The sequence below is a fragment of the Cytobacillus oceanisediminis genome (assembly GCF_003182355.1).
GTDB classification, from domain to species: domain Bacteria; phylum Bacillota; class Bacilli; order Bacillales; family Cytobacillaceae; genus Cytobacillus; species Cytobacillus oceanisediminis_A.
In genome coordinates, this window is the sequence record NZ_QGTW01000002.1 from 385,259 (window position 1) to 409,249 (window position 23,991).

At 41.5% G+C, this 23,991-nt stretch carries 20 protein-coding genes; 15 read left to right on the top strand and 5 right to left on the bottom strand.

The genetic code is table 11. From position 1 onward, the window contains the following. The first annotated feature begins 13 nt into the window (after positions 1 to 13). Together DFO73_RS06130 and DFO73_RS06135 are read left to right on the top strand one after the other, a co-directional pair. Positions 14 to 706: an N-acetylmannosamine-6-phosphate 2-epimerase gene (locus DFO73_RS06130; RefSeq protein ID WP_110063892.1), complete on the top strand. Its 693-nt coding sequence runs from the start codon at positions 14 to 16 to the stop codon at positions 704 to 706. Positions 707 to 868: 162 nt separating this feature from the next. Next, the gene (locus DFO73_RS06135) at positions 869 to 1,708 is read left to right on the top strand and encodes a MurR/RpiR family transcriptional regulator (protein ID WP_110063893.1); all 840 of its coding nucleotides are present in this window, start codon (positions 869 to 871) and stop codon (positions 1,706 to 1,708) included. Between the two features lie 236 nt (positions 1,709 to 1,944). Here DFO73_RS06135 and DFO73_RS06140 read toward each other — a convergent pair whose 3' ends face one another. Continuing rightward, the gene (locus tag DFO73_RS06140; RefSeq protein ID WP_110063894.1) at positions 1,945 to 2,811 is read right to left on the bottom strand and encodes a LysR family transcriptional regulator; all 867 of its coding nucleotides are present in this window, start codon (positions 2,809 to 2,811) and stop codon (positions 1,945 to 1,947) included. Between the two features lie 158 nt (positions 2,812 to 2,969). Here DFO73_RS06140 and DFO73_RS06145 point away from each other — a divergent pair, with 158 nt between their 5' ends. From DFO73_RS06145 to DFO73_RS06160, 4 genes are all read left to right on the top strand, one after another. Beyond that, positions 2,970 to 4,061 (top strand): oxidoreductase, encoded by a 1,092-nt coding sequence (locus tag DFO73_RS06145; RefSeq protein ID WP_110063895.1) that lies wholly within the window; start codon positions 2,970 to 2,972, stop codon positions 4,059 to 4,061. Positions 4,062 to 4,424: 363 nt separating this feature from the next. After that, the gene (locus tag DFO73_RS06150) at positions 4,425 to 4,700 is read left to right on the top strand and encodes an autorepressor SdpR family transcription factor (RefSeq protein ID WP_181395941.1); all 276 of its coding nucleotides are present in this window, start codon (positions 4,425 to 4,427) and stop codon (positions 4,698 to 4,700) included. Further along, complete coding sequence (locus tag DFO73_RS06155) at positions 4,697 to 5,302, top strand: hypothetical protein (RefSeq protein ID WP_110063897.1); 606 nt, start codon at positions 4,697 to 4,699, stop codon at positions 5,300 to 5,302. The genes DFO73_RS06150 and DFO73_RS06155 overlap by 4 nt, the downstream gene beginning before the upstream one ends. Before the next feature lie 16 nt (positions 5,303 to 5,318). After that, positions 5,319 to 5,504: a hypothetical protein gene (locus DFO73_RS06160; RefSeq protein WP_110063898.1), complete on the top strand. Its 186-nt coding sequence runs from the start codon at positions 5,319 to 5,321 to the stop codon at positions 5,502 to 5,504. Between the two features lie 689 nt (positions 5,505 to 6,193). Here DFO73_RS06160 and DFO73_RS06170 read toward each other — a convergent pair. Beyond that, a complete protein-coding gene (locus DFO73_RS06170) occupies positions 6,194 to 7,606 on the bottom strand; it encodes a NucA/NucB deoxyribonuclease domain-containing protein (protein ID WP_110063899.1) in 1,413 nt (470 codons plus the stop codon). Between the two features lie 745 nt (positions 7,607 to 8,351). On the opposite strand from DFO73_RS06170, the gene DFO73_RS06175 reads away from it, so the two are divergent. Further along, the gene (locus DFO73_RS06175; protein ID WP_110063900.1) at positions 8,352 to 9,362 is read left to right on the top strand and encodes a DUF3231 family protein; all 1,011 of its coding nucleotides are present in this window, start codon (positions 8,352 to 8,354) and stop codon (positions 9,360 to 9,362) included. Between the two features lie 664 nt (positions 9,363 to 10,026). On the opposite strand, the gene DFO73_RS06185 is transcribed toward DFO73_RS06175, so the two are convergent. Beyond that, positions 10,027 to 10,383 (bottom strand): winged helix-turn-helix transcriptional regulator, encoded by a 357-nt coding sequence (locus tag DFO73_RS06185; protein ID WP_110064013.1) that lies wholly within the window; start codon positions 10,381 to 10,383, stop codon positions 10,027 to 10,029. A 127-nt stretch (positions 10,384 to 10,510) separates the two neighbouring features. On the opposite strand from DFO73_RS06185, the gene DFO73_RS06190 reads away from it, so the two are divergent. Continuing rightward, on the top strand, positions 10,511 to 11,677 hold the full coding sequence (locus DFO73_RS06190; RefSeq protein WP_110063902.1) for an iron-containing alcohol dehydrogenase: 1,167 nt from the start codon (positions 10,511 to 10,513) through the stop codon (positions 11,675 to 11,677). Positions 11,678 to 12,235: 558 nt separating this feature from the next. Here the strand turns inward: DFO73_RS06190 and pdxR are convergent. Continuing rightward, positions 12,236 to 13,615, bottom strand: a complete 1,380-nt coding sequence (gene pdxR, locus DFO73_RS06195) for a MocR-like pyridoxine biosynthesis transcription factor PdxR (RefSeq protein ID WP_110063903.1) — start codon at positions 13,613 to 13,615, stop codon at positions 12,236 to 12,238. A 143-nt stretch (positions 13,616 to 13,758) separates the two neighbouring features. On the opposite strand from pdxR, the gene DFO73_RS06200 reads away from it, so the two are divergent. Further along, positions 13,759 to 14,367: an FMN-binding negative transcriptional regulator gene (locus tag DFO73_RS06200; protein ID WP_110063904.1), complete on the top strand. Its 609-nt coding sequence runs from the start codon at positions 13,759 to 13,761 to the stop codon at positions 14,365 to 14,367. Positions 14,368 to 14,409: 42 nt separating this feature from the next. Here DFO73_RS06200 and DFO73_RS06205 read toward each other — a convergent pair whose 3' ends face one another. Next, positions 14,410 to 15,834, bottom strand: a complete 1,425-nt coding sequence (locus DFO73_RS06205) for a sigma-54 interaction domain-containing protein (RefSeq protein WP_110063905.1) — start codon at positions 15,832 to 15,834, stop codon at positions 14,410 to 14,412. Between the two features lie 207 nt (positions 15,835 to 16,041). Between DFO73_RS06205 and DFO73_RS06210 the strand changes: the two genes are divergently transcribed. The 6 genes from DFO73_RS06210 to DFO73_RS06235 all read left to right on the top strand — a co-directional run bounded on the left by DFO73_RS06210 (position 16,042) and on the right by DFO73_RS06235 (position 23,517). Then, the gene (locus DFO73_RS06210) at positions 16,042 to 17,289 is read left to right on the top strand and encodes a M20 family metallo-hydrolase (protein WP_110063906.1); all 1,248 of its coding nucleotides are present in this window, start codon (positions 16,042 to 16,044) and stop codon (positions 17,287 to 17,289) included. 20 nt (positions 17,290 to 17,309) lie between these two features. Then, complete coding sequence (locus DFO73_RS06215; protein ID WP_309043010.1) at positions 17,310 to 18,587, top strand: ArgE/DapE family deacylase; 1,278 nt, start codon at positions 17,310 to 17,312, stop codon at positions 18,585 to 18,587. 308 nt (positions 18,588 to 18,895) lie between these two features. Beyond that, positions 18,896 to 19,072 (top strand): hypothetical protein, encoded by a 177-nt coding sequence (locus DFO73_RS28490; RefSeq protein WP_181395935.1) that lies wholly within the window; start codon positions 18,896 to 18,898, stop codon positions 19,070 to 19,072. 1 nt (position 19,073) lies between these two features. After that, positions 19,074 to 20,666: a sodium:solute symporter family protein gene (locus tag DFO73_RS06225; RefSeq protein WP_110063909.1), complete on the top strand. Its 1,593-nt coding sequence runs from the start codon at positions 19,074 to 19,076 to the stop codon at positions 20,664 to 20,666. Between the two features lie 43 nt (positions 20,667 to 20,709). Continuing rightward, a complete protein-coding gene (locus tag DFO73_RS06230; protein ID WP_110063910.1) occupies positions 20,710 to 22,014 on the top strand; it encodes an aminotransferase family protein in 1,305 nt (434 codons plus the stop codon). Between the two features lie 63 nt (positions 22,015 to 22,077). Then, positions 22,078 to 23,517, top strand: coding sequence for an aldehyde dehydrogenase family protein (locus DFO73_RS06235; protein ID WP_110063911.1), 1,440 nt, complete (start codon positions 22,078 to 22,080; stop codon positions 23,515 to 23,517). The last annotated feature ends 474 nt before the right edge of the window (positions 23,518 to 23,991 follow it).

The window sequence follows — 23,991 nt, forward strand, 5'->3', positions numbered from 1 at the left end:
GGACGTGTTTTACATGCATCAAGTGCTGGAACAGATCAAAAATGGACTCATTGTTTCCTGCCAGGCTTTAGAAGGAGAACCGCTTCATAGCCCGTTCATTATGGGACGTATGGCATTAGCTGCAAAGGAGGGAGGGGCTGTTGGCATTCGGGCCAACTCCGTCCCTGATATTAGGGAAATAAAAGAACAAGTCGATCTTCCTGTGATCGGCATCATCAAACAGGTATACAAGGATCATCCTGTTTTTATTACACCAACCATGAAAGAGATCGATGCCTTAGCTGAGACGGGTGCCGAAATCATTGCGACAGATGCAACGAATCGGATCCGGCCAGATGGCAAGGATTTAGAATCGTTTTATCAAGACGTAAGATCAAAGTATCCTCATATATTGCTGATGGCGGATGTCTCTTCCGTTGAAGAAGCCATTTTTGCCGATGAGCTGGGGTTTGATATTGTCGCACCGACATTATACGGATATACAGAAGAGACAAAAGGCTTAAAAATCGATGATCATGACTACGCCGTGATCAAACAAATCGTGAAAGAAGTGAAGCACGCAAAGGTACTGGCAGAAGGAAATGTTTCAACCCCGGAAATTGCCCGCTCTGTGCTGGATATTCATGTTCACTCGGTTGTGGTAGGCGGTGCGATTACAAGACCGCAGATCATTACAAAAAGGTTTGCAGATGCTATGCAAAAATAAGGATTAGCTGAAAGCAACTCAGGCTGCTGACTGGGTTGTTTTCAGCTTTTTGTTTTAATGGGGCTAGTTATGGATATTTCATAGTTTTCGGCCATTTGACTAAAAATAAGTTTAACATCTTGTATAATGGACGCATGGATTATCTAAAAGGGGAGAAAGAATATGGAATATCTGGGTGAAAATCTTCTGCATGGCATAGCCTGCACGATGGAAAAATTCACAAGCTCGGAGTCGGAATTAGCAAAATATATTATCGAAAACCCTGATGAAATCAGCCAATTATCGATCAATCAAATCGCGAAAAAAATTCATATTTCTCCGGCTACGATTACCCGCTTCTGTCAGAAAATTTCTTTTTCCGGGTTTAATGAGTTCAAGCACGAATTAAAAAGATATATCGATTTAAGGAACAAACCGACTGCATCCAGTGATATCAAGGAGATCGATTATTTTTCCAATCTCTATCAAAACCATTTAGAGATTATCGAAACGACCTTTCGTAAAATGACTTATTTTGATATTCAGCAAGCTGTTTCCCTTTTAACGGATGCAGAGAAAGTGCATGTATACGGCATCGGCAACTCAGGGATTGCAGCCCAGGAGTTCAAATGGAAGTTTTTTCGGATTGGAATCCAGGTTGAGTCGATTACAGACCCTCATCAAGCTGTGATGGATGCAGCATTAAGCACAGGCAGCAGTCTAGTCATTGGCATTTCTGTTTCAGGGAAAACAAAAGAAGTCATCGACGCGATTAAAATTGCCAAGAGGCAAGGTGCGTCAGTCCTTGCTATCACGAGTGATAAAACATCTGAACTCTCCCAGCTAGCAGATTTATCCCTATTAGTTATGAGTAAAAGCAGTATGCATATGGGTCAGAACATTTCTCCAACCCTTCCGCTGTTTCTGCTATTTGACTTACTATACACAGAACTTGTTGCAAAAGACTATATGAACCGGATTCGGATTCGGGATAAGACGTTGAGGGCTTTGGAGGATATTTGATGAAGGTCGTGCGATGAAAGGGACTGCATCAAATACATGGAATCCTTTCGTCTTCACAAATTTTTATCTTGTGTTCCAACTGTCCAAAAATCAGGTGCTTGATCGTACGTACAACGATGTATAAAAACCTGTATTAACGAGTAAAAGATAAACAAAAGCCAATCCCTTGAACTGTATGGGATTGGCTTTTTTGCTAACTTCATATAATAAATTTTTATGTTAACTAAAAATACATATTAAATTCCCGTCTCTCTGACACATTCTGCAAATGCAGCGAACGTTTTGCTATGAAACTGTGCTTTTCGGGAAACCAGTCGTGTTGTTGTGAATTTGTACTGTTCCGGAACCGGATGAGCCTGTACGCGATCATCGTTCACAGCAACGGCCGATTTGGTTAGAAGCGTGTACCCGATTCCTGCTCGTACGCAGTTCAGCATCGTCTCTAGCGTGCTGATCTCAACGATGTTCGTGGGGGTTGCACTGACACTGTGGAGCCAATCTTCGATGGTTGCACGTAAAGGGCAGCCTTTTGAAAACACAACCCATGCTGTATTCTCAACGTCCGGAAAAATTGCAGGTTCATTTCCATCAGCGGCAGTCAAAAGTACGACTTCTTCTCGAATCTCATAGGCGACTTGCAACTGGGATAAGTCGAATTCGCCCGTAAAGAATGCGCCATCCAACTGGCGGTTCAACACTTTCTCGTAATTAACCGGCGACGTCCCAGTGATCAGTGATAACGCAACTTCGGGGTATTTGCTTTGAAACTTGGATAACGCACGAATAAATGGCCCAGAGGAAGCGACCGTCTCCACAACACCGATCACAAGCGGTCCGCATGGGTAATCTGGTTCTTTTACAGCCCTGATGGCCTCGTCCATCCTAAGCAAAATATCCGAGGCATAATTGCTTAAGACGAGCCCCTTCTCAGTTGGTATTACGCCTTTCGGATTTCTCTGAAAAAGCTGGGCGCCAAGCTCCGACTCCATCTTGCGAACCCGCATTGTAATATTCGACTGAACGTAGCCCAGTTTCTCTGCCGCACGGGTTATGTTGCCCTCATCTATGATCGCCATAAACACTTTTAAATCGGTCAACTCCATAGAAAAAACCTCCAATTACACATCAATAATTTTGATGGATATATCAATATTAATCATTTTATTATATGGAATTGATGGAATACAATCATATTAATAAAACAAATCGTGTCGGTGACAAATAATTGTCCTGCTACGGTAAACTATAGGAGGAATTCAATATGAGTAAATATTCCAATCTTTTTTCTACATGCCAATTAGAGTCCCTGAAATTGCCGAATCGGGTGGTACTATCTCCGATGACCCGAACAAGTGCAGAACCGTCCGGGCTCGCAAATGAACGTATGGTCCGTTATTATACCCGTTTTGCGAAAGGTGGGTTCGGTCTCATTATCACGGAAGGCATCTATCCCGATACAGTGAACAGCCAAAGTTATGAGAACCAACCCGGCATAGCCAATAATGCACAAGCTGAGTCGTGGAGACCTGTCATTCAGGCGGTTCAACGCGAAGGAGGAAAAATTGTCGCACAGTTAATGCATGCGGGTGCACTTGTTCAGCATGACAGATTTACGCCAATCGCTCCATCAGCAGTAAAACCTGTGGGTAAGATGCTCGAAGATCATGGAGGGAGCGGAGAGTTCGCCGTTCCGAAAGAGATGACTCAAGAGGAAATCTGCAAAGCAATCGACAGCTTCGCACAAGCTGCTCTCCGTGCTAAGCAGATTGGCTTCGATGGGGTGGAAGTCCATGCAGCGAATGGCTACCTGCTCGATCAATTCATCACCGATTATACCAACCATCGAACAGATGAATATGGCGGTTCAACGAAGCGACGAATCCGCATCGTTGTGGAAGTGCTGGAAGCCATTCGTGCTGTTGTCGGCCCAGATTACATGGTAGGTGTTCGTATCTCACAAGGGAAAGTAAACGATTTTCATCACAAATGGGCAAACGGAGAGACGGATGCGAAGATTATTTTTGAACAATTAGCAGCTGCATCCCCAAGTTACATCCATACGACCGAATATAAGGCGTTTGTCCCAGCTTTCGTAGAGGATGGAACGACGCTTGCCAAGCTAGCTAAGCGATACAGTGGCCTTCCCGTCATCGCCAATGGCAAATTGGGAGAACCGGAGGCTGCAAAGCTCCTCATTGAGTCGGGAGATGCTGACCTTATCGCAATCGGAACGAGTGCATTGGTTAATCCGGACTGGGTGAACAAAGTACAAGAAGGTAAAAAGTTAATCCCTTTCGACCATCATTTCTTGCACCCTATAGCGACACTGAAAGAAGAAGAAGTTATAGTCTGAGAACTTCCAGTCAATTAAGACTGACCGTTTATAAAAAGTTTAATCAAAATCCTGTATAAATTAATACAGGATTTTTCTTTTTACTCTTGTTGATGTTGTAAAACTCCAGTCATGTTACTCCATTTAAGGTGGCTTTTCTTGAATATCTGTGCATCATGGATGTTCAAGTACGGTCTTCCGTTAAAGGGCGCTATCCTTGAATAAGGGGAGTGCTCTTTTTCATTTAAAGGGCCAGATTGTTGAGGAAAACTCCTTAAAGGAAGAAAGTTGAACCCCTATTGACATTATAATCCAATCGGTTATAATTTTAAGTAATTAAGTAATTACTTAAATAATTAATAATGGAGGTAAGAATGATTGACCATCAATGCATTATTTAAAGCTTTATCTGATGAAAATAGAAGGAAAATATTAGACCTTTTGCGAAATGGTGACTTGACTGCTGGAGATATTGCTAATCATTTTGAAATGAGTAAACCAGGAGTATCTCAGCACTTGTCTGTTTTAAAAAATGCTGAATTAGTATACGCCATAAAAAAGGGGCAGTATGTTTATTATTCTTTAAATTCAACTGTTTTTCAGGATGTTTTGAAGTGGATTATTCAGTTTAATTCAAACTCAAAGGGGGAGGATTTATGATTAAAAAAATTTGTTTATGTTTCTTAATTTTTTTATCTTCTGGTGTCAGTATTTATTTATACGCTAAGAATATGGCGTTTGAAGAAACGAGATATGGTATAACGGAAGTAATATTATTTAGTATTCCGTTTACAATGTGTTTAGTAAACAGTAGTTTATTCATTCTTCCTAAACAATTTCAAGGCTCTTATTCTCGATATAAAAAAGGAATAGAGAGTATATTTTTGTCGATTACAATGATCCTTTTTATGCTGCATTTCGGCTTAATCCTGGAGGCAATAGGTACAGATGTTAACCTACTCCTCTTAATCCCTATAAGTGTAGGTATCGTGCTTATCACCACAGCTAACACCCTTCCTAGATTTCAATTAGAATTAAATAAAACATCCTCAGAATTAACCCAATCAACTCATCAAGTATGGAACATCGTAGTACGTCCATTTTCTTTACCTTTGTTTATTGGTGGTTTAGCAATGTTACTTTGTGTGATTCTTCCTGGTACTTTGATGTTTGTTGGCTTCTTCTCAATACTTTTATGTACATTGCTTGTATCTATTTTTCTTTCATATAAAGCTTTTCAATCACATTTAAAAAATTTGTAATATTGGAGTGGTTCCTTTGAATAGAGATAAGGTTTGTTCAGAATGCGGTTCAAAAGAGACTAGAACTGGTGAATTCAAAGGTTATGGGGCATTATTTAAGAAGAAAGCAATTATTAAATGTTCTGAAGTAGATGCTTGTTTTTGTGTAAATTGTGGTTTTATATTGAATCTAAAAGTAAGAAACCCAGAAAAGTTTTTATAATTTTGACTAAGTCTTGTTGAGATAAGGGGGGGGTTCTTCAATTAGATTAACCTAAATTTTCTTCCACAATCGGGCGCTTTAATGGCATAAGGATCACAGAAATGATCAAACTTCTTTATAAAAACAAGATTTAAATCTACTAGAAAAGAATCCATTTTGATCAATTTTTCAAAATCGATTCTTTTTATTTATCGTAAAATACCGGTTTGTGAGGTGTTTTTGATCAAACTTTACTTCATTAACTATACTAAAAAAATCGGCGTACATTATGTTCAATATGTACGCCTTTTTAGTGAAAATTCAACATTTTTTACACATTAACCGTACCAAATATATTATGTCTACTATGTATGATATATGAGCGTTAGCGATCCCTTTACTTTGAAGAAGTGTCGTGTAACCTTGATAGGTGTGGGGCTGGGGTAACCTGATCCCTATCCCAAGAGAAACACGACCCTGCAAGGTTCAAAGTCAAGGGCATATATTATACAGGTCTAATATAATAAAACTCTATAAAATCAAGGAATTTTCACCTTTAGTCTAGATAAATTCAAAAGCAACATTAGGATGTAAACTAGGAAAATGGCCAGAAAAAACGCAACCAATTAAAGATTGCGTTTTACAATTCCATTTATATGGGAGTGGATTTTATGAATTGAAGCCAACATACTCTTTAATCCGAATATTAATTACTCTCTAAATCCTATATAAAATGAATCTTTGTGTAAAATTCGATTATATGCATACCATGCTGCAAGCCAGCGCCCATGAGTATTGTTTGCATCTCTGGGAATGTATCGTACAGAAAACCTGCCATCACCCTTGCCGGCTCCTTCATATGTGCTGGCAAATGGAAATTCATCACATTCATATCCTTCCGGTTTATTAAGATTCTTACATGCTTGATTTTTGGCATTGGTATTCTTGTTATATTGTTCTCTGTCATATGCAGAATAAATTCGAGTGAGTGGAGGCTTAGGCTCCTTCCCTGGGATTACGCTTCCTTCTGAGGTCAAGGCGTCTTTATGATGCTGAAAAGCTTCTTTCATAATATTAAAGTACGGATCATTCATATCATAGGTAAAGGTCGGAATGAAATTCGCAAAGATAGCCCCTTCTCTTTTAGAAAAGCCAGGAGTAAACAGATAATCGGCTGAGTCCATTCGAATGGTTTCTTTTGGACCATCATTTGTCAGTGGAGGATATTTTTTGCTAGGTGGATCTACAGTTATTCTTGGCCACATATCCATGTAACTTACCTGATCCTTATTATTATTCGTAATTGGTGGGGCTTCAGATGTAATATAAAACTGGTAATGACTGCTTGATTCCCAATTTGCCAATGTTCTTGTGGCATTTTCATCCGCACCAATACAATCACGGGTTTCTGAAATACCGTCACATTCCGTGCTGAGGGTAACTTTTGAACCTCGCCATCCTTTGCTGTCAAAGTCTGTATCAATATCGTCTATTGTATAATTGTAAGTAACTCCCCGAAATCCGTTATATCCATTTGCGATAACGGTTACTCGAAAGGCAACCCAGTCACAGCCAAATGGAAACCAACTTGGACCACATCCGGCTGGATCGCTATACACAACGTAGCTCGACCAACATTGAGAATAACGGTTTTTAATCCAACCTGATGCTGCCTTTTCATTCTCCACACAGGAATCAAATGTTATATCATCGTACTGAAATGAAGGGGGGGTCCAATCATCTCCATCTGAAGCAGTAATGGAATTCGCCATACCGGAATCTTTTCCCTTATCTGTCCTTTCCTCCATTATCGTAACCGCATTTTTCTTAACCTCTGAATTCATTTGCTCCAGCGTTTGTTCTCTTGGGCTATGCTTTTGATTTGATATTAGCCCTAATGTTTCCGGAGATTTCCCTTGTTTCAGTTGGCTAATAACTTCATCCGCTTTTTCGGAATCACTCGTTGGAATGAAATATAATTCTGGTTTTGCTTGCTTGATTTCATTTTTTTCTTTTTCCGTAACTTCTGACGAGGAATTTACTTTAGCCTCCATTTCAACTGGAGCAGCAAAAAACATGCATAACGTGAAAAGTAAGGCCACAAATTTGTAGTACTTTTTCATTATCCTTCCTCCATTTCTTATTTCCAAAAAAAATTCAGTATGAATTCTCGCACCATGCTAAATAACTTTTTTCATTACTCCAAAGCAGAACACCATTGTTTTCATTTGCGTTTTTTTGCATTAACACTTTCATTAAATACAAGTACTGTAATAACCTAAATTAAAAATTTCCATTTTTTATCACTCTTTCTCGTGGTAAAATATTACAAAACTATCATATTATATATAAAATAATTTCATAAGGGGAAAAATTACTGAATAATCCCAATTTATTTCTCCATATCAGAACTTTGTTCATATCACAATTTGCTTAGAGTTTGTTTTCCACCAAAAATTGTTGATTTGAAATATAGTCGAGATGTTTATAAAAAAGATGCGATGTTTAAAATAAAGTCACGACGTTTATAAAAAAGTTGCGAAGCTTTTCCCTGCACCGTTTTGAAATAATCGAACCGTTTGTAAATGTTTTATCAAAAATCCTGTATTGCAGGATTTTTTTTATTCAGCAAACGGGCCAGATTATGGAGTAAGGATGTTTGATAAAAAGTGTATTATAATCAATGGCTCATTGTTATGCTTTTGAATACTTCCCCCCAAAAAAACGGTGTTCTTAACACAAATATCCAAGACATGCCACCGTTAGCTTTGTGCTTTTCTATATTGAATACTAAAAAACACAGATTGATTAATAAAACTTTTTAAAGTTGGAAAAGTTAAGAAAACGAATGAGATTAGGAGGGTTTGGATGGGGAGTTCAAATCGTTTACCAATTACATCTTCAGAATTAGCGAACTTGTGGATGACGTATCAAGACAAAACAATGATTATGAGATTTCTGGAATACTTTCTTGAACACGTTGAAAAAGAGGAAACACGGCAAATTCTACAGTCTTATTATGAACGTGCTGCAGAAAGTGTAGAGTTTGTGACCAATATTTTTCAACAGGAAGGCGCAGTTATTCCGACGGGTTTTACTGAAAAAGACGTGAATAAAGGGGCTCCCAAGTTATTCGACTATATGTATGATGTTATGTATTTGCACATGATGGCTAAAATAGGAACTAGTCTTTACGCGCTCTATTCGACTATGTCTTACCGTCAAGATATAAGACAATTTTTCAGACGTTTAACAGCGGAAGGGCAAGAGGCCTATGACCAAGCAACACAGGTTCTTTTAGAAGCAGGGGTTCTTTCTCGTCCCCCTTATGTATCGATGCCAAAAGAAGTGAAGTTTGCACATGATAAAAAATATTTGACTGGATTAAATTGGTTCAGTTATGAAAGATCCTTAAATACAATTGAAATTTCTCTTATACATCATGCCATTGAGACAAATCTTACGGGAATGCAATTAATGATCGGATTTGCACAAGTAGCACACGATCAACAGGTACGAAACCATTTTGTTAAAGGAATGGAACTGTCAAAGAAAGTCGAAACATCACTAGGTGAATTTTTACGGCAAGATTACATTGAACCCCCAGCTACTCATGCAGGAAAAGCGACAAATTCAACTGTTGCTCCATTCTCTGATAAATTAATGATGTATAATACCAGTTTGTTAACCACATTTGGACTTGGAAGTAATGCACTTGGCGGTGCTTTTAGTTTACGAAGTGATTTGCCGGCGAAAATGACACTCCTTGCAAAAGATATTTTTGATTTTGCGAAACAAGGTGGAAAAATTATGATCAAAAATGGTTGGATGGAAGAACCGCCACAGGTTGAGAATCGAAATCAATTGACAAAAAGGTAAAATAGGGTATAAAAAAGGGTACCTTAGTTGTCTTTTTTTAAAAAGAACAGGTATAAGCTTTTCTGTATTTTTTAGTGTTTCTTACAGTCGTTGGACCTAATATAAAATAGAATGAAAATCGAAGAAGTCTTATAGTCTTCTTTGTTCAATTAAAGGGCGCTATCATTGAATAAAGGTAGTGCTCGTTCTTTTTAATAGCAAGCTGCGAGAAGGAATTAGCAGTATGTAAATCGAAGATCTAAGGTATCAATAAACTGATTGGATTAGTCTAAATAAACATAATAGCAGAAATATAAAGAAGGATAATCTGAATATTTAATATAACTTAACTATTCGGGTGGGAGTGAAACTTTTTATATGAAGAAGGTGCTTTTGTTTTTATTTTATTAATGATGATGACTAGGTGTAATTATCCAACATTAAATAAAGCAATAAAAAAGGATACTCCATATAAAGTTAATAATGTTATTCATATAGAGAATGTGGAGTCTATCTCAATTGTTTTATATGATACTATGCCAGAACAAGAAGAATTCCCTCATCTTACTGAGCCTGTATTAGGAATAGCATTCTTCAAAGGAAATGATGAAGATGGTTGGGAAAATGTTGGTCCCAATGGGTGGGAAGTGATTCTATAGCTTCAAAGTTTATCCCAATATAAATTTTACTTTTCGACGGAAGCTTGGTCATGAACGACAGTATTTATATAGTTCTTTCCCCATTCGTACATTAATTCAAGAATAGGTATCAAGGTTTCCCCATGTTCTGTAAGGGAATATTCTACTTTAGGAGGGACGATAGGATAAACTTCGCGGTGAATAATTTGATCGGCTTCTAATTCCCTTAATTGATTAGTTAGCATTTTTTGCGTAATATTTGGAAGAAGTGCTTTCAATTCGCTAAATCTTTTTGTTCCTTCTTTGCCTAAATACCACAAAATAATCATTTTCCACTTACCGCCAATTACAGAAAGCGTTAGCTCTTTTTCACAATTAAACGTCTGGTTAAAATCACGTACGATTGGTATCACCCCATCCTTTAGTTACTTTTTTGATACTATGCCACTTATAAGTAAGTTCTTCCCAATATTAACTATACTGATTTATACTTCCTATTGTAAAGAAATTAATACTGGAGGGGACAAAAACATGAACCGTTTTACTATTCCGCGCGACATTTATTTTGGAGGAAATTCACTTGATAAGTTAAAAGAATTAGAAGGTAAGAAAGCAGCGTTAGTCATTGGAGGAGGCTCGATAAAGAAGACGGGTAATCTAGAACGCATTCAAGGCTTGCTTTTAGAAGCTGGAATTGAAAACCGTGTCATCGAAGGAGTTAATACAGAGCCAACTGTTCAAATGGTAAAAGAAGGTGTAGACGTATTAAATGATTTTGAACCTGACTGGGTAATCGGGATCGGCGGAGGTTCTGTAATGGATGCTGCGAAAGCGATGTGGTTATTCTATGAACATCCTGATTTAACTTTTAAAGAAGCAGCAAAACCTTTTACATTACCAAAACTTCGTACAAAAGCAAAATATGCTGGGATCCCAACAACAAGTGGAAGTGCAGCTGAAATTTCCAATTTATCCGTTATTACAGATGAGAAAACGAATATTAAATATCCATTAGCCGATTTTGAATTAACTCCAGACATTGCAATTATTGATCCAGTTATGGTAGAGTCGATGCCAAAACATATTACGGCATATACTGGCATGGATGCTTTCACACATTGCATTGAAGCATATGTGGCAAAGCCGCGTACAGTATTTACGGATGCACTAGCAATTGAAGGGGCGGCAATTATAAAAAATAATCTTGCAGATTCTTATAATGGTGACCAAGAAGCCCGAAAAGAAATGCATAATGCCCAAGCTATGGCTGGTATGGCTTTTGCCAATGCAGTACTTGGAAACGTACATAGCCTAGCACATAAAAGTGGTCCAACATTCGATATCCCGCATGGCTGTGCAAATGCTATTTATTTACCGTATGTCATTCAATTTAATCGAACAGTCGTAGCCGATCGCTTTGCAACAATTGCAAAACGAATAGGACTTGAAGGGAATACAAATGATGAATTAGTTGATGCACTGGTTTCATATATTCGTAATCTAAATACAGAAATGAATGTGCCAAATAGCCTTCAAGAGTTCGGTGTAACAGAAGAAATCTTTAATAAGCATGTCGATGAAATGGCGAAAAACGCTGTAACAGATCCATGTACAGGAACAAACCCTCGTGAAACTTCGATTGAAGAAATGAAACAGTTATATGTTTCAGCATTTTACGGGAAAGATGTGAATTTTTAATATAAATATATTTAACACCGTCCACATTCACGGACGGTGTTATCCGAGTTTATAGCATTGAAATTAAACAACTTTATTGTCGCCGATCAATAATACGATATCCTTTCCGTAGGGTCTGGTGCAAAAAGGTTTTGGTTTCCTTCTATCAGCAGTATTGTCGAAAATTGAAGAATAGTTAATGTGGAATATGTAAGCGTTTTCATTTATAATAAAAACAGGCGGATGGCAAGTGTGGCCATCATGGTATATAGCGAAGGCGGGGCTTATACTATTAAGTTTTTACAGTTGACTAAAGAATAAGAGAAAAATTTAAGGTTATAGGGGAATAAGAAACCTTGTCATTCTGAAGCATGACAAGGTTTCTTTGTGTTAAAAAAGAGAAAAAACAGAGGAGCCTGACCCTGGATACCATGAAGTTTTAAAGCGTAAAACAAAGAATCGGTTTTTACCTCATATTCCCCCAGACTAGGCAGGTAGAACGTCATTGACTAGGATCCTCAGAGTCCTTAAGGATAATATCTTGGCATTTTAGTAGATTATGAATAGCCGCGGGCATGTCTATAGCCACGCCTTCTTTAAAAGATTCACACCAAGCTGTATTTCATCAAAAGAAAGATTGCTGAAGCCAAGTTTGATAATCGGCTGTTCTGTATGGTTATGGATGAAATAAAGAGAAGTGGGATATACTTTCACACCGCAACTGGATGCCTGTTGAAGAAGCCATTCTTCTGTGCGCTTAAGGTGAACTTTTATCAATACATACAAACCAGACTGTTCCCCTATAACAGTTATACATTGACCGAATTGTCCCTTTAATGCTGATACTAATTGCGCCATTTTCTTTTTATACACAAGCCGCATGCGTTTAATGTGACGATCCCATTCCCCATCTTCCATAAATTTGGCCATTGTGAGCTGGTTCAGAAGAGAAGCGGTATTCTCGAAATGAATGAAGTGATTTTTGTAAAGGGTTACAAGCGGGTGGGGCAGCACCATATAGCTTAATCGGATTCCTGGAAGAAAGGACTTTGAAAAGTTCCCAAGATAAATGACTCTGGCAGCATCAATCGAAGCAAGAGCAGGAAATGGCTGTTGGGTATAGCGAAACTCGCTATCATAATCGTCTTCAATAATAAAGCCTTGCTTGTTGTTGGCCCATTGAATAAGCTTTTGCCGCTGCTGAATGGGCATGCTTACCCCGTATGGACTGTGGTGTGATGGTGTTACATAGATTAATCGTGATGTCTTTTGTTCCAATTGGGAAAAATCTGCACCTGCTTCATTAACTGGCAAGGTTTCAAGTGTATACCGGTGGAATTGAAAAGCTTCCCTGGCACCATCATAGCCAGGATCCTCAACTATAATCCTCGGAAAATCATCCTTCAGTATATATCCAAGATTGATCAGCATTTGCTGGGTACTGCTTCCAATAATAATGGAGTTGGAATCTGCCTTTACCCCGCGGGATTGGAGCAAGTATGCCGCAATTTGTTCCCGGAGACAGGCTTCGCCAAAAGGGCTCCCGTATCGAAAGCTTTCCGGAAACGTTAGTACTTGATTGGCCGTCCTTCTCCAGGCCTGTAAAGGAAAATGTGTCTGGTCTACGGCTCCTGCTTTAAAATCAATATGGACAGCCGTCATCGGCTCTGTTTGCTTTTTGCTAATAGTATGGGGCGCCTCTTGAAATAAACGGGATTCCAATTTATTTGCGAAATATCCTTTTCTTCCTTCCCCGCGAATATAGCCTTCTGCCGCAAGCTGCTCATATGCCATTAATGTGGTATTGCGGCTTACTTGAAGAGAGTCAGCGAGCTGGCGAATGGAGGGCAATTGTTCATCAGCCGGTATAACACCCTGTTCAATATAGTTTTTAAACTGCCCGTAGATTTGCTTGTATTTAGGGGAGTCATCCTTCATAGAAAAAATGGCATTTTTCATGGCAATCTCCTTTGACATGCTCAATTATTTAAAATTGTATCTTTTTATATGTCAGTTTGAATATTATTATAACTTATATCAAATCTGTTTTTGAGTGCTTCCTGGAGGAGCTTGATTATATTCAAACAGAAAGGAGACTTTTTATGTATATTCCCAAGCATTTTAAGATCAGTGACGATGAAGCCTTAACTGTCATAAAGGAGAATAGCTTTGCAACTCTTTTTTCCCAGCACAATGGTCAACCATTCGCAACTCATTTACCGTTAATATTGAACAAGGAAAATACATACTTATATGGGCATTTTGCACGTCCAAATCCCCAATGGAAAGATATCCCGAATCAAACAGTTCTAGTTATTTTCCACGGTCCTCACTGTTATATCTCGCCATCCTGGTATGAAACCAATAAAGCCGTGCCAACCTGGAATTATACTGCTGTTCACGTATATGGTGAAGTCGAACTTATTGAGGATGAAGATGAGTTAATCGGCTCCATGCATGATATGGTTTTGAAGTACGAAGCTCCTGACAGTTCATACCGATTGCAGGATATTGATCCCGAGTTTCTCGCTGGCATGAATAAAGGAGTTCAAGGATTCAAAATAAAGATTAATTATATAGAAGGGAAAGCGAAATTAAGCCAAAACCATTCCCGGCAGCGGCAGGAGCTCGTTGTTAATCAGCTGAAACAGATTTCAAATACCGATGAGCAGCAAATATCAAAGTTAATGAAAGAAAATCTGAAAAAGTAATAGTTAATTTTTTTGTTTCAGCCAAGTCAAATAGAAATTCGGCTATTTTGCTTTAGCGGATTCTGCATGAACATCGATTCCATACTTCCTCACTCGTCTCATCAGCAGCGATTGTGTAACGCCCAGTTTCTGTGCAGCCTTCCGTGTCGATTTTTCCTTTTTTAAAGCATCAAGAATCATATTCCTTTCAATGTTCTCCAGTAATTCCGGCATGCTGTTATACGGATCCGTCTGTTTCCTATAATCAGGCAAGTGCAGGTTTTCCATCATTTTTTGCGGCAGGTCTTTTTCGTCAATGGTTTGGTCACATAGGATGACCAGCCTTTCCATCAGGTTTTCGAGTTCTCGGATGTTCCCGGGCCAGTGGTAGGATTGAAAAATATCCAATACTCCTGAAGTCATTCGCTTTTTGACGTTGTATTTCTGGTTATAGGTGTCCAGAAAGTAGAAGGCAAGGTCCTTAATGACTTCCTTTCGTTCCCTAAGCGGTGGAAGGTTGATCGCAAGGATATGAAGCCGGTAATACAGGTCTGAGCGGAAGGAGCCTTCTTCTGTCATTTTTTCCAGGTTTCGATTGGTGGCGGCGATGATTCGGACGTTTGCCTGGACGTATTCCCTTGCACCGATCGGGAGGTAGGTTTTGGTTTGCAGGAAATGCAATAGCTTAGCCTGGAGGTGGGTAGGCAGCTCGCCGATTTCATCCAGAAATAACGTTCCGCCTTCCGCAGCCTGGATTAATCCTTGCTTGCCGGATGTGTGCGCCCCTGTAAAGGCTCCTTTTTTGTAGCCGAAGAGCTCGGATTCCAGCAGCTGCTCCGGCATGGATGCGCAGTTTATTTGGATAAATGGTGCATTGTACCGTTTACTTAATAAATGGATTCTTTCCGCTGTCGCGCTTTTTCCTGTACCTGTTTCACCGGTGATTAAAGCAGTCGTATTAACCTTGGCGATCTTCCCGATCAGGTCTTCAGTTGATGGGTGCAGTATCAATTCTTTCTTTGCCGGAAGATCGCTTGTATGTAAGGGAATCTTTAATTTTCTAAGCTCCTGGCTGTATTTCTCCAGCAATTCCTCTGTATCCCTAAGCTTGGAAGAGGTTTTAACAGCTTCCGTAATATCCCGGCAATGTGCGACGATGGCGATGACTTCTCCCTTTTCATCCTTCACTAAATGGCCGGTGGCGATAAATTTCCTTCCGTCTCTTACCTCCTGGACGGTGCTGACATTGCTGTTGGCTTCAGCCGCAAGCCTCGTAACCGAAGGAGAAAATACCCTCTCTTTCTCCAAATCTCTTACATTTCTTCCAATCAGTTTCTCCCTTGGCACCTGGGTTATGACTTCACTAATGTGATTGACCCATAGGGTGACTCCGTTTTTATCCGTAATATAGATGGCATCATTAATAGAATTCAGAATATCTGTAAAAAAATTTGGGCGCTGATTGGCCAGTTTTAGAAGCTGCTCCATATAATCCTCCTTTCTGAATTGATTTCGATTCATTTTCATCCGAAACGTTTGATAAAGGCGAATCGAAATCAACTCATTGAGTCGCTTTTAAAAACAATTATAGTAAATATTCTAAAAATTCACAACAAAATCTAGCGAACTTCGCCTAAATGACTCTATTAACTTGGCACGCTATTTGCAAAAAGAATAGGCAAGAAGGGAGCGGATATGGTGAAACATCAGGTAACGAATATCAAGCTGGATCGCTTAATGAAGACGATCCAGCAAAGTGCGGAAATTGGCAAGCTGCCAAATGGCGGCATTTGCCGGCTTTCCCTGACCGATGAGGATCAGAACATGAGAAGCCTTTTCCTGCAGTGGATGAAAGAGTGCGGATTGGAAACAAGGGTTGATGACTTTGGGAATATGTATGGAAGGCGGAAAGGCAGAAACAATGAGCTGGCTCCCGTTTTAGCGGGCTCCCACCTGGATACACAGCCAAAAGGCGGAAAGTATGATGGGGTGCTCGGTGTGCTTGGGGCGCTGGAGGTGATCCGGACCTTAAATGATCTTGGTATTGAAACGGAGAGACCGATTGAAATTGTTAATTTTACAAATGAAGAAGGGGCCAGATTTCAGCCGGCCATGCTGGGGTCAGGCGCCATGGCAGAGATTTTTAACAAACAAACGATCCTGAATATGAAGGATCAAAAGGGCTTCATATTTGGAGAAGAGCTGGAGCGGATCGGCTACAAAGGGTTAAAGGAAAACCGCCAACAGGACCCTTTCTGTTTCGTTGAACTGCATATTGAACAGGGCCCTGTCTTGGAGGATCGGGAAAAATCGATTGGAGTTGTCACGGGGATTCAGGGGATGAGCTGGCTGGAGGCAGCCATCACGGGGAGGACGTCCCATACGGGGACAACTCCGATGAACCGCAGAAAGGATGCTGTTCTGCTTGCCTCTAAGCTTATTGCGAAAATCTATGCGCTGGCAGAAGAGATTCCAGAATTGCTCGTTGCGGTTGGCCGAATCCAGGCATCTCCGAATGTTATCAATACAGTGGCAGATCAGGTGGTCTTCTCGATTGATATTCGCCATCCAGATGATCATGTTCGTGAACGCTTTGAGCAGCAGGTAAAGGAGTCATTAAGCACGATGACATTGGTAGAGGGAATGGAGCTGCAGATAAAAGATCTCGACAAAATCGATACAGACTCTTTTTCAAAAGAGATTATTGAGGTAATGGAAGACGCAGCCGAAAAACATAGCTTCTCCTATATGAGAATGCTGAGCGGGGCAGGCCATGATGCCAAGTATTTAAATCGGATTACCCCGACAGCTATGCTGTTTATTCCAAGCATAAACGGGCTCAGCCATTGTGAAGAAGAGTTTAGTACACCAGAGGATATTGAAAAGGGAGTACAGGTTTTATTTGATACAGTTTTGACTTTGGCAAACAAAGAAACCTTATAGGAGTGATCGAGTTGGAAAAAGTGCAAAAGGATGTCATTGAGAAAGTCTTTGAACAGGTGGATGCTTTATGGGAAGAGGAAGTTTCCTATCTGCAAAAGCTTGGGCGGTATCCATCCACACTGGGGAATGAAGGGGCCATTCAGGAATTTTTGGCGGACTCCCTAGAAAAGGATTTGAACTTGAAGGTTGAAAAAATAATCCCCGATCCGGAGAAGCTGGGTGCTCATCCCGGATACTCGAAGGCGGAATGGTCTTATGACAACCGTCCTGTCGTGGTAGGAAAATATGAGGCAAAGGGAGATAAAAAGGGGAAGAGCATTATTTTTCAAGGGCATATCGATGTGGTCAGCCCGGAGCCGGTATCCAAATGGAGCTTTGACCCATGGGGATCTGAAATTGTCGGCAATAAAATGTATGGCCGCGGCATTGCCGATATGAAGTCCGGGGTTACGGCTATGATTTATGCATTGAAGGCTGTTCAACAGGCAGGGGTGGAGCTTGCCAATGACGTAACGATCAAGACGGTCACAGAAGAAGAGTGCACAGGCAACGGAGCCCTGGCTGCCATCGAAGCCGGATACCGGGCAGATGCAGCCCTCATTCCGGAGCCGCTTGGACAGCAGGCCTTAGTGGGGCAGGTTGGCGTCATTTGGGTCCGCATAAAGGTGGCAGGCCTGGGGGCGCATACAGAAAGAGCGGACAAAGCGGTCAATGCCATTGTAAAAGCTTATAAAATGGTAGAAGCCCTTCAGGAATACGAGAAAGAGATTAATAGCCGGTCTAAGCATAAAGTGTTCGATGACCATCCGCATCCGCAAAATATTAATATCGGGAAAATCCATTCAGGCGATTGGCCTTCCACGGTTCCATCGGAATGTACGGTCGAAGCAAGGGTCGGCTTTAACCCAGGAGTGGATCCGGCAGATGTGAAGAAGGAGTTACAGGCATTTTTGCTGGAAGCGGCCAAGAAGGATGAGTGGCTAAAGGAGAATCCGCCGGAAATCAGCTTTTACGGCTTCCATGCGGAAGGCTTTACCCTTGATCCGGATCAAGAGTTTATCCATACATTGGAGGAAGCGCATCGGATCATTGAGAAAAGTGATTTAAGCTATGGCGCTTTTACAGGTACGACAGACGCCAGATTTTATAATCTCTATTACAATATTCCTTCCACTTGCTACGGGCCAACAGGCGCCAATCTGCATGCCCCGGATGAATGGGTGGATTTGGATAGTGTCAAAAGAGTCACGAAAACCTATGCAGCCTTTCTATTAAAGTGGTGCCAGTATAAAGAATAGGCTGTGTTAAAGGCCAATGTTGATTTTAGCACCCTGTTGATTGGAGTGGAAGGCGGGAGACTCCTCTAAAATGCTCTCGCATTTTCTTCGTGCGGTGTCTATTCACGGATGCTTATTCAATGTCCTGCGGGAGTAGCGTGTCAAAGGGAGACCCCGCAGGCTTAATGCTTGAGGAGGCTCCCTGACCGCCCGCGTTCGCTGAGCGCCTGGAACGGAAATCAACAGGCAAATTTAACAGAGCCAAAGAATAAAAAATAGAGCGGAAGAGGGGGTTCTGTCCTTTTTCCGTCATCAAAATGGGGGTTGAAATGATGAATCCAGGATTATGGTTATTATTCGGAAACGCAATTGCGACAACGGTCATATCAGCAGGTATTGTGATGTGGATTTTAAAGAAAGAGTACTTGCCAACCATTAAAAAGCTGGAAGAAGAGAAAGACACTCCGGCAAATCCCATTCATGATGGCATAACGAAGGAGGTATAGGATGGAGAAAATCATATTTTTTGTTGTCGTTGCCGTTTATGTTATTGCTGGAATCATCGTAACGAGATTTGTAAAAAGCAAAGATGATTTCTATGTCATGGGGGAAAAGGGTTCTACGGTCTTAATCGTTGGTACACTGGCAGCTACCTATTTAAGTGCGGTCACACTGCTTGGACTTGCAGGCATGATCTATAACGAAGGGCCTGTTGCGCATGCCGGGTTTGGTTCATATGGAGCCTGGTTAGGGACATTATTTGCTGTTATTTATGTAGGAAGAAAATTAAAGGCTTTGGATTGCCAGACGCTTCCGGACTTTTTTGAAAAGCGGTTCCAGAACAAATGGGTGACGGTAATTGCAACGTCCATTATGATTATCGGTTTATTGGGATATGGAGTCGTTCAATTAATCGGCGCTGGTGTCATCCTATCCGAGATTTTAAATATACCGTTCCCTGTCCTGATTTTATTATTTACTTTAGCTCTCTTGATTTTCAGTGCGATGGGCGGCATGTACGGAGTCGTTATTACAGATACGCTGATGTTCTTTACGATGCTGACGATTGCAATTGTGATTTCACCGCTCATTATTGGACAGGCAGGTCTTGACCAAATCAAAAATCTTGGGGAAGTGATCCCGGGTTATTATGGTGTAAATGGCGGAGCGGATCGTCCGTTTGGCTGGGTCTTTTCACAATTCTTAATGTGGATCCTGTTCTTTGGATGTACACCATCCCTTGTGTCCCGTGTATTCCCGGCGAAAAATGATTTTGTTATTTTGAAAACAGCCGTTGTCGGGGTATTCTTCGCTCCATTTATGCAATTGCTTGTTTTCATTGCCGCTGCTGCCATGATGGTACTGCAGCCTGGAATCGATCCTGCTGACCGTGTATTTATCGTTGGAATGAAGGATTATACACCGCCTGCTTTGGCCGGAATCGGTTTGGCGGGATTGATGGCATCGATTATGTCGACTGCCTCCACCCTTTTTGTTCTAACAGGATTTGCGCTCGCGAAGGACTTATTTGAAAACGTCTTGCATAAAGATTTTGATGAGAAGAAAAGCATGTTCATTGGACGTGGTGCCCAGGCCCTTGTGGCAGTCGTTGTTTGTATTATCGCGATCCTTCAGCCTTCATCGATCTTCTGGATTTCCATTTACGCCGGATCCATTTTTGCGGTTGCCTGGATGCCGACCATCATTGGCAGCCTGGAATGGAAGCGGATGAGCAGCAAGGCGGCGACAGCAAGCATGCTTGCTGGAATTATCACCTTTATCGTGTTCGGTGAATTGAAACGGTATGAAATTATTACCTTCCCGGTTGGCTTTGATAATTTCTACCTGGCCATTATTGTTTCTGTGCTTACCTTACTCATCGTCGGATTTATTGCTAAGCCGACCGATTATGAGCTGGGCTATTACCAGAAGATTAAAGAAACACGGTTATCTACTGTGACGATCAAAAGAATTTTGGCCAAGCACAACGGAGCTGCCGAGTTAAAAAGAGAATACAAACAAACGTTAACAGTTGCCGTTTCCTTTGTTGTGATTTCCGTTGTCCTTTGGGGTTATTTTATCGTCAAGCTAGGAATATAAATCTACATTATATTGACTTTATGATAGTAAGGGGAGAATTTACATGAGCAAAACAGCAGCTTTATATCAGGAATTAGCAGAGCTGGATAAAAACCATTTTCTGCATCCGACATCTCCGATCCAGCAGCAGCAGGAGCAGGGGCCGGCCTTTATTTTTAAAAAAGGGGAAGGTGTCTACCTGGAAGATGTAAGGGGGAACCGGGTGATTGACGGGATGTCCTCCCTTTGGAATGTGAACGTCGGGCACGGCAGGACAGAGCTGGGGCAGGCAGCGATGGAGCAGATGAGTCAGCTCGCTTTCAGCTCCTGCTTCGCCACCTTCAGTAATGAACCGGCCATTCGGCTGGCGGCGAAAATCGCTGAGATTACACCTGGTGATTTAAGTGCAACCTTCTTTACCTCCGGTGGATCGGAAGCGAATGATACAGCTTATAAGCTGGCACGGCATTACTGGATTTTAAAGGGCCAGCCTTCCAAAAAGAAAATTATATCCCGTAAAAAATCCTACCATGGGGTGGCGATGGGAGCGACAAGTGCTACAGGACTTAAACCATTCCGGGACTTCACGAATTCATTGGCACCGGACTTTTATTATACGGAAAACCTTTCTGCTGAAGCATTAAGGGAAACGATAGAAGCGGAAGGACCGGAGACGATTGCGGCCTTTGTGGCGGAGCCGATTCAGGGGGCAGGCGGTGTCCATATCGCTCCTGACGGTTACTTTCAGGAAGTGCGGAAGATTTGCAGTGAGTTTGATATTTTGTTCATTACCGATGAAGTTATTACCGGTTTTGGGCGTACAGGGAAAATGTTTGGAATGGAGCATTACGGCGTGGCTCCGGATATGATGTGCTTTGCCAAGGGGGTTACAAGCGGCTACGCCCAGCTTGGAGGAGTGGTATTTTCGAAGGCTATGTTTGAAGACTTTAAAGAACTATCAGCCGGAACCCTCCTGCATGGCTATACCTACAGCGGGCATCCAATGGCCTGTGCAGTCGGATTAAAGAATATTGAAATTATCGAGAATGAGAACTTGATAGAGAACTCCCGGAAAATGGGCGAGGAGTTGCTGAAGGGATTCAAGTGGATTCAGGGTGAGAGGGAGCTTGTTAGTGAAGTGAGAGCACTGGGGCTAATCGGTGCAGTTGAGCTTAAAAGTGACAAGGGACAGTTTGCACCAGCAGTTGTAGCTGAAGCGGCAAAACGGGGGCTCATCTGCCGCTCGGTGATCTTTGATGGTATGGATATTCTCGTCTTTGCTCCTCCGTTGACGATTAACAAGCAGGAGATTAATAGTCTGGCAGAGATTCTTTATGATTCTATTTTTTCAGTTGAAAAAAGGATATAGAGGATTAGCGGAGAAGAGTGTTTTAGGAACTCATCTTATCATTGAAACTGGGAGGCTAGGGAAATGACGGTCAAAAATAAAGAGAAAAAGAAGTTATATATCAATGGCGAGTGGGTGGAGGCGAAGGAGTATACATCCTTGTTTTCTCCTTATAGCCGCGAGCTGATTGCCGAGATTCCGCAGGCAACAGTTGAGGAGGTCGATCTGGCCATAGAAGCTGCCTATCAGGCCAGAAGCAAAATGGCGGAAATGCCAAGCTATCAGCGTGCCGGTATTCTTGAGAAGCTGGCCGGTTTATTGGAGCAGCGTTTGGACGAAGCTGCTGGAATCATCGCTCTGGAAGCAGCCAAGCCGATTACCACGGCTAAGGGTGAGATTGCAAGAACGGTTCAGACCTTCAAGTTTGCTGCTGAGGAAGCGAAGAGAATCAATGGAGAAACCATTCCGATGGATGCCGCACCTGGCGGGGAAGGCCGGGTAGCTTATACGGTGAGAGAACCGCTTGGTGTAATTGGGGCGATTACTCCGTTTAACTTTCCGATGAACCTTGTTGCCCATAAGGTGGGACCCGCCATTGCAGCTGGAAATACTGTCGTGCTGAAGCCGGCAGGCCAGACACCGCTATCCGCTTATTTTCTCGCTGAGCTTCTGGAGGAAGCCGGACTGCCGGCAGGTGCATTTAATGTCGTAACGGGCAGCGGCTCTGTAGTGGGAGAAAAGCTGGTAAAGGATGGCCGCGTAAAAAAGATTTCTTTTACTGGAAGCCCTGAAGTGGGAATTGGCATCCGAAATAAGGCCGGTTTAAAGCATGTTACTCTTGAACTGGGGTCCAATGCGGCACTGATTGTTGATAAGGATGCAGACGTGGAGAAAATCATTCCGCGCTGTGTAACGGGGGCATTTGCTTTCCAGGGGCAGGTTTGTATTTCTCTTCAGAGGGTTTATGTTCATAGTGACGTTTATGATAGCTTTGTAGAAAAGTTTGTGGAAGCTGCTGCAAAGCTTAAGGTAGGGGATCCTTTAAACCCGGAGACAGATGTGTCGGCTTTAATCGCTCCTAAGGAAGTGGAGCGCACATTGGGATGGATCGAAGAAGCAAAGCAGAATGGCGCTAAGGTCGTTTTGGGCGGAACAAGTGAGGGGAATGTTCTGAAGCCAACTGTATTGCTAGATGTTGAGCCAGCTGCGAAGGTTTCCTGCCAGGAAGTGTTCGCACCGATCGTTTTAATTAATAAAGTGAATTCAGTTGGAGAGGCGATCGAACTTGTAAACGACTCCCGCTATGGCCTCCAGGCAGGCATTTTCACTGAAAATATCCGCACCGCCATGGACGCTACGAAAAAGCTGCACGTCGGCGGTGTCCTCGTAAACGACATCCCAACCTACCGCGTCGACCACATGCCATATGGCGGAGTCAAAGAAAGCGGCGTCGGCCGGGAAGGCATCAAATACGCAATTGATGAAATGACGGAGATGAAGCTGGTTATTATTAATAATAACTAAATTGGTACCAGGTACCACCCGAATTTTCTTGTTTCACAGTTATGTTCCACGAAGGCTAACCACCGATGAATGCATCGGTGGTTTTTTATTTTTGGATAAACATTCTTCAATCAAACGTTTGATTGAATTGCTTCAAAGCATTGGGGGTGGCTGGTTTAGGGCCGTGTTTTTGCAGTTTTTAGTGAATTCCTTAAGCAGGTAAAGAAACAATAATTAGATCCCGATATTGGAAGACTCCTATTATTGGTCATTAAAGGCGCAGTAATTAACGACATAAAAAGCCTATTATTTCCCGAAAAATAATAGAAACGATCGAAGCATGTAACTTACATACATAATCGTTTTTTAAGTTATCTTTAAAGGTTGGCCTCTAAGAAGTCATATTTACCTATCCTTTATCTTTTTCCTATAGTTTTTGACTTTGTTTTGTCGGAAAGATGCTCCATTAGACTTTACAAGGTTCGGGAATCTTCG